Genomic DNA, 6,874 nt, shown 5'->3' on the forward strand with positions numbered 1-6,874 from the left:
ATCACCAATTATATTAAGTAAAAGATCTGTAAGCTTAGTCTGCTTACTGTGTTACCGAGATAATTACTCGCTTGTAACGGGTAAGTGCAGGAATTCCATGATCTGTTACCGCTAAAACAATATGAATAGTACCTGATCTTCCAAATTTAGTTGGCACAGTGAACCATGCTTGCGCCTTGTCTGCATCGAAAATTTTTATCGGATCACCAGTCCTCGCTGTAGAGATAGTGAAGGTACCGGGTTCTCCATAATAAAACCATTTATACGAAAGCTGATCTCCATCCGGGTCTGTACTGCCATCAGCGTTCAAATTTATTCTATCTCCTGGTTTCGCAGTAATCTCCTGTTCCATATTAAGTTTAGGTACAGGGGGGTGGTTAGCGTCTTTAAAAGACTTGATAGTCCAATCCATTCGGGCAGAAAAATCGTTCTGATAAGCCTCTCTCCATCTCCATATTGTAGCTTTGTTATCAGTATGCCAAAGGCTATCGAACCCTAAGACTTCATCCTGCGCATTGTTCCAAGACGCTCGTAATTCCGGTTCTAAAAACCACTTTTCTGTACGAGGTTGATAAAGCTCGTAACGGCCACCCCAGCTCCCCCAATCAGGATGTTCAGGACTCCCCAATCCATTATTGATTAGGTAAAGAAAGCTAGGGGTGTCTCCTTCCATTAAAAATTTTGTATGAGGATACTCAGCACCTAATGGACCTTTACTACGAATATTGACGTTAAGCCACGGATTATCAACTATTGCAAAATCTCCTCCCGCAAACCTTCCATGAAAATGGTCTCCGCTAATACCTGTCCATGTAGAATGATGATAACCACCTAAGTTATGAAATCCCGGACTTGCTATGTAAAAAAGATCGGGGAAAGTATTCCTTATCCAAGGTCCACTATCATCCTGATCAGAAATAGTGTAAACCCTTAGTTTACTCACAAATTGTTTTAATTGTTCAGCAGACCGGGTTTTCTTTACTCGCCAAAGTGCTTGCGCTAAACAATTTGGACCGCCCCAGGCTAAAACCCATACCGGACGTTTATCTTGTTTATCTACAGATTTAATAATCAAATCTGAACCTTGTGAATCCATACTTTCACCCACAGCATGCATGCCATAATCTGGTTTACCTTCTTTAATAATGGAGCTCAGGTAAGTTTCCGTTGGAAAACCAGGTTCATGTTTTAACAGGTTTTCCCGTACTTTTCCATAAGCACTTACAATCTCATGAATACGCCAAGTGGCTAGTTTAGTTTTTTGATGTACAGAGGTAGTAGCTACTAATCCCTCCACATCAAACTGATTGGTATAGGTTAGGAACCTTACTAAAGACATCGCATCATCTGGCTCATTTTCTATGTCTGTTAATACAATAACCCGGGGCTTCTCTGTGGTTTGCGCTTTGATATGTGATCCAAAAAAAATCATCAAAATAGCCAACATTACGCATTTTCCATTCATTTTCACCACTCTCCTATCAAGTATATTTGTGCTCTTTAACTTCATATTATAATTTAAATTTATTTAAATCGACAATTAAATTCTTTTAAGTATTAGCGCTTCTTATATGATTTTTTATGTCACACCGCCTTTTCGCTATTCGCCCTCCTGATGATGACGTTAACACAATGAGGATACTTTCATAACCATCATTATCTTATTATTATTTAACTTATGCTTTGCCAAGATTACATTCTTTAGCTTAAGACAATTAATTTATAGACTTCTATACCTCTTAATAACAATAAACTAATGCTAACAACTAGTTAGCTCTTAAATAAGATATTTTATTGATTGGTACTATTTATTGACTAAACCTGGGGCAGTAAATTTCTTGGATGCATCGTCTAAAACTAAAACCCAGTCGTTTCCATCTAATTTTTCGTTTGGGGGATTAAAAGAAACAGTCCCTTTATTTGGATAAGTGCCCGCAACCTGAGCCTTGCCTGTTTTTGGATTAAACCACCATGCTTTAACCTTTGACCCGGATATACCGCCCATTTTTAAGGTAAAATCGCGACCGTTATAAACATAAGCCATCAAATAATCTTTGCCACGTGTCGCTAAAACGCGATCGTATTTTTCGCCATTATCTAAAACCAAAGACTGGTCATTTACTCTGTCGAAATAAGGTCTGGATAACATCAAATTTTTCACATATTGCATTTGAAAAGCCCCTTCATCATCCAAAGCTTTTACAAAAGTTATTTTGGCACCACTCTCTGGTTTATTAACTCCTTCTTTATAAACTTGTCTTACCGAATTTTGTCCATATACATGCCCGCAAGCGCCTGCAAAAACCGACCAGTAAGCATAACGCCTCACATCCGCGGCATTCCAATAAGGCTGGGTTTGGTCATGCAGACCTTGCGGAAGAGACTCATAAGACGGTTCGCCATCAATAGTGGGTTTAACTGGAGATTTCGCAAAATCTTCTAAAACATACATCCAGCTGTCTTCGCCTACTTTTCTGGAAGTATTATCCTGTGAGTAATTTCTGTGTCCTGAGGTAAACATATTCACATCCAACCATTTCGCATCGTTAAAAATCGTTGAGGACTGCATTCTACCGAACGGGTGGAAAGTGATAAGGTGGTTTGGATCATTTTCTTTGATTGTTGAGCCAATAGTTTCCCATATATCCGTGTTTACTTCGGGTTTAGCACTACCACCGTTAACCCAAATAATATTCGGCTTATCTTTAAAATGATTAGCTAAATGAGTTGCAAATAGCTTAGCCTTTTCCTTGGTCATCTGTTTGTCTCGGAGCACTAGTTGCCCCCATGTAGGAGCTATAGCAAGGTAAATCCCATTCTGTTCTGCTACATCTGCTATGTAATCCGCATGATCCCAAAAATCATACTGATCCTTATCATTAGGATCATTTCCTGGAGTGTGTTTAGGCTTAGTAAGGTCTTTATCCACGTATGCTGAATCTCCGTACGCATTACTATCATTATAAGACTGATAAAAAATGCATTGCACTACGTTAAAACCCTTTGCTTTTCTGTTTTCGAAATATTGTTTTACTTCATCTCTATTTAGTCTTTGAAAAAGCAACCAAGCGGTATCGCCTTGCCAGAAAAAAGGATGGCCATCTCCTGTTTGTATATAATGCCCGTTGGATGATACTCTAAGATTACCATTTTTCCAAGGCTTAATTTGTGCAGCTAAGAAATTTGAAACTGCAAGGAACAAAATAATTAGAAATGATTTTTTCATTATTATAATCTATATATGTCTGATAAAAAATAAAAAGCGATAGGGCTTCTTCTATATTTTTCTATTAAATGAATTTAAATTGGTTAGTGCTAAGATATAAATATTATCTAAACAAAGAAAAACGAAAATAAAAAAAAATAAAACTAGCCAATCTATTTATAATAGCATTAAAAATAAATAAATAAAAACAGATCAAATAAAAAAACACTAGGTAGGTTACTATAAAATCCCAAAAAAACCGAAAATAATAGCAATAAGCCAAAAGATTAACCTAATCACAAATTAATATAAAAAACACTCTACGCCGGGTATCAAACCACTTACCGACCACCACATCAACACACATCAACTTCATCTACCACCTAAACAAATTTAAAGGTATAGCATGATCAAAATTCCCACTTACAGAAAGAACCTATAATAAGACAGCTGTCATCAATATCAGATGAAAGTTTTAGAAACATCACAACCTTTGCTCCCTGGTAGCCTACAAAGAAATGATGAAGATCAGGCAAAGTAAATCCTGGATGATGAATTTGGCCCTAGAAACTTAACATTGATTCTTTTATAGCCGATTTTTAATACATATATTTGATTTTTTAAATACCGAATATGTTAGCCAACCAGCGCAGAAAAAAAATTTTAGAACTTTTAAAAGAAGACGGCTCCGCAAAAGTTATCAATCTTGCGAAGATATTTAAAATCACAGAAGTAACCATCCGCCAAGATCTGGAAAAATTAGAGAAAGATGGACTGCTAGTTAGAGAACATGGAGGTGCTTATATAAAAAACATCAAAGACCAGGTCAGCTCGGTTTCGCTTGCGAATCATGAACATTTAGACAAAAAAGAATTAATTGCTTCGAAATGCTTAGAATACATCCAAAACGGTGATACCATTATTCTAGATTCAGGATCTACAACTACTGAAATTGCTAAAAAATTAAAAGGCAATAGAAGACTTACAGTTATCACAAACGCTTTAAATATAGCTTTGATTTTGGGCGCCGAGTCTGACATTGAAGTAATCATGACTGGGGGAGAATTTAAACCCCCCACGCTTTCTTTAACTGGCCAGAAAGCTGCAGACTTTTTCAAAGGCATTAACATTCAAAAATTATTCCTTGCTACTGCAGGAGTCTCCTTGAAAGCGGGACTGACCTACCCGAGCATTAGTGATTTGGTCCTGAAAAAAGCCATGATTGATGCAGCAGAAATCACCTATTTAGTTGCTGATTCTACAAAGTTCGGAAAGAGTTCTTTTGCAAGTTTAGGAGCTTTATCTTTAATAGACTATGTAATTACAGACAAGGGGATCGAAGAGAGTCATAAAGAGGTTTTCAAAAAGAACGAAATTGAATTAATCATCGCCGATTAATTCAACTGAACACACATACGTAGCTTACTTTAACAACATATTAAATGATGATATGATGCAATTGGAGAAAGCATTGAATAATCGATCACGTAAAGTAATTGGAAATTCAACTCCTTGAGAAAAATTCTTAGAAACAATAAAAATGCATAATGGTGATGATCGAAGGTTAAAAAAGGGAAGTAAATCCCTTCAGATTTATTTTTGATTCTAATGCTCTTTTATTTTACATAAATCACTGATTTTATAGAAAAATGATAACTTTGATTAATAACTAAAATATTAACCATTGTTGCGCTAGCACCTTGAATTCCCCCAACTAAAGGCGATTGTTTTCCTAAACAAGTAATAATTCGGAGTGAATTCATAAGGCTTACGTTTAGATCGCAATCTTCTGGACAGTATGGAGACAAAAGATAATTGGTTAAACTTTTAAATGCCTCGGAAAGCTTGTTTATACGCATATCAAAAGCTTCATAGAAAGGCAATAAAGGAAAACATGAACGGAGGTGTTCGTTTGCAAACTCATGCATTTGCTTTATCTTTAAACGCTTTTCAATTCTCATGGCATACAAATAGATCGTCATAACTTCCTGATTAGTAAAACCAGGCTTGTCATTGTTACTAAAACGTTCACAACTATATTTTAAATGAGAGTCGTACATATTACAGATAGATGGAAATTAGTTTAAGTTCTTTTACCTTAGGAATCATATGGCAAGATATTGTTTTTTAGACATGCCTTAAAAAATTGATTTATAAGGAATTACAAAATATTTGACCAATAAATTATTGACAATCTACATATTATAATATTGATAACTTATTGATTTTCAACTCTTAATTCGCATACTTATATAAATACAACAATTTTATTATTTTTGAAAATGAAAAAGTTTATCCTTGTTATGTCGGTAATCTGTTTAGCTTTTGCTGCAGATAATTTTCGTCCAATTCATATTTTTATGATTGGTGATTCTACAATGGCCAACAAGACAGAAAAAGCGATACCTGAATGCGGATGGGGACAAGTATTGCATTATTTTTTTAACGATTCGGTTACAGTTGAAAATTTTGCCGTAAACGGACGCAGCTCAAAAAGCTTTATTAGTGAAGGAAAATGGGCTGAAGTTATAGCTAAAGTTCAAAAAGGAGATTATGTTATAATACAGTTTGGGCATAACGATGAGAAAAGTGACCCCGCTAGGTATACTAGCCCATTTGACACCTACAAAACAAACCTCAAAAAATTTATGTATGAAACCAAAGAAAAAGGCGGAATTCCCATACTTTGTACTTCAATGGTCCGCAGACATTTTAACGAGGATGGCACTTTAATAGATACACATGGAGATTACCTTACAGCAGCAAAACAAGTGGCGAAAGAGACTGGTGTTTATTTTATTGATATGGAGGCTAAAACAAAGAATTTGGTCGAAAAAATGGGTCCGGAAAAATCGAAACAATTGTATTTGTTTTTTGATTCAGGTATTTATCCATTACGGCCAATCAGATTGCAAGATAGCACACATTTAACCCAAATGGGTGCTTTTACAGTATCGGGTTTAGCTATAGAAGGTATAAAAGAGCTGAATATTCCTCTATCAAGATATTTAGTTAAACCATAGTGGAATTGCTACTAAAAATAGGAAACTTTTTTTATGCTGCCTTTTTCTCTTTTTTTAACATCATCTCTTCGATCTGCTTGGTGTCTTATAGCCCAGAGCAGAATGTGTTCTTTTGGTATTGTAAAATCCCTCAATATATCCAAAGACCTCCAATTAACAGACTGCTGATTCATAAATTTTCTATGATAAACCATTTCAGCCTTTAGTGTTTTGAAAAAACTCTCATCAACTGCATTGCCCCAACAATTGGCCTTCCTACTCATTCTTTGAACTATCTTGTTTTCTACAATTACTTCCCTGAATTCCTAGCAGGCATATTGGATTCCTCTATCTGAATGGAAGATAAGCCCTTCTTTTACACCCAAATTTCTAATAGCCTTTCTGATGGCTTCTACAGAAGTGTATTTAGCAGTCATATCGGCGCTTAAAGACCTTCCAATAACCTTTCTGTCCGCTAGATCGATAACAGTTAAATAAAGCCAGCCTTAGACGGTATGGATGTAAGTAATGTCGCCAACCCATTTTTGCGATAGGCAATCTGCTGAAAAATCTCTTTGAAGTAGATTTTTAGCTGCATCATTAAACCCAAATTACGCAATAGGATTTTAAGATCTGTTAAAAAGGTTATTTTTTCTAATGCGTAGCA

Annotated in this window: 5 protein-coding genes; 2 read left to right on the plus strand and 3 right to left on the minus strand. The window is 35.7% G+C overall.

Translation table 11 applies throughout. The features are described 5' to 3' along the window. Positions 1–43: 43 nt before the first annotated feature. Both ACFSSE_RS06535 and ACFSSE_RS06540 read right to left on the minus strand, forming a co-directional pair. The gene (locus ACFSSE_RS06535) at positions 44–1,510 is read right to left on the minus strand and encodes a DUF1593 domain-containing protein (protein ID WP_379042743.1); all 1,467 of its coding nucleotides are present in this window, start codon (positions 1,508–1,510) and stop codon (positions 44–46) included. 294 nt (positions 1,511–1,804) lie between these two features. Beyond that, positions 1,805–3,226: a glycoside hydrolase family 140 protein gene (locus tag ACFSSE_RS06540; protein ID WP_379042746.1), complete on the minus strand. Its 1,422-nt coding sequence runs from the start codon at positions 3,224–3,226 to the stop codon at positions 1,805–1,807. Positions 3,227–3,838: 612 nt separating this feature from the next. Here ACFSSE_RS06540 and ACFSSE_RS06545 point away from each other — a divergent pair. Beyond that, positions 3,839–4,603, plus strand: coding sequence for a DeoR/GlpR family DNA-binding transcription regulator (locus tag ACFSSE_RS06545; protein WP_379042749.1), 765 nt, complete (start codon positions 3,839–3,841; stop codon positions 4,601–4,603). 218 nt (positions 4,604–4,821) lie between these two features. Here ACFSSE_RS06545 and ACFSSE_RS06550 read toward each other — a convergent pair whose 3' ends face one another. Then, positions 4,822–5,187, minus strand: coding sequence for a hypothetical protein (locus ACFSSE_RS06550; protein ID WP_379100821.1), 366 nt, complete (start codon positions 5,185–5,187; stop codon positions 4,822–4,824). A gap of 300 nt (positions 5,188–5,487) precedes the next feature. Here ACFSSE_RS06550 and ACFSSE_RS06555 point away from each other — a divergent pair, with 300 nt between their 5' ends. Further along, positions 5,488–6,228, plus strand: a complete 741-nt coding sequence (locus ACFSSE_RS06555) for a rhamnogalacturonan acetylesterase (RefSeq protein ID WP_379042755.1) — start codon at positions 5,488–5,490, stop codon at positions 6,226–6,228. Positions 6,229–6,874 lie beyond the last annotated feature (646 nt).

The sequence above is a fragment of the Pedobacter alpinus genome, assembly GCF_042684645.1.
Taxonomy (GTDB): Bacteria; Bacteroidota; Bacteroidia; order Sphingobacteriales; family Sphingobacteriaceae; genus Pseudopedobacter; species Pseudopedobacter alpinus.

What these genes read in the sequence shown, in the direction of transcription:
- ACFSSE_RS06545 (WP_379042749.1), top strand. Translation starts at nt 3,839, where the DNA reads ATGTTAGCCAACCAGCGCAGAAAAAAAATTTTAGAACTTTTAAAAGAA.
- ACFSSE_RS06550 (WP_379100821.1), bottom strand. Translation starts at nt 5,187, where the DNA reads ATGACGATCTATTTGTATGCCATGAGAATTGAAAAGCGTTTAAAGATA.
- ACFSSE_RS06555 (WP_379042755.1), top strand. Translation starts at nt 5,488, where the DNA reads ATGAAAAAGTTTATCCTTGTTATGTCGGTAATCTGTTTAGCTTTTGCT.
- ACFSSE_RS06535 (WP_379042743.1), bottom strand. Translation starts at nt 1,510, where the DNA reads ATGAAGTTAAAGAGCACAAATATACTTGATAGGAGAGTGGTGAAAATG.
- ACFSSE_RS06540 (WP_379042746.1), bottom strand. Translation starts at nt 3,226, where the DNA reads ATGAAAAAATCATTTCTAATTATTTTGTTCCTTGCAGTTTCAAATTTC.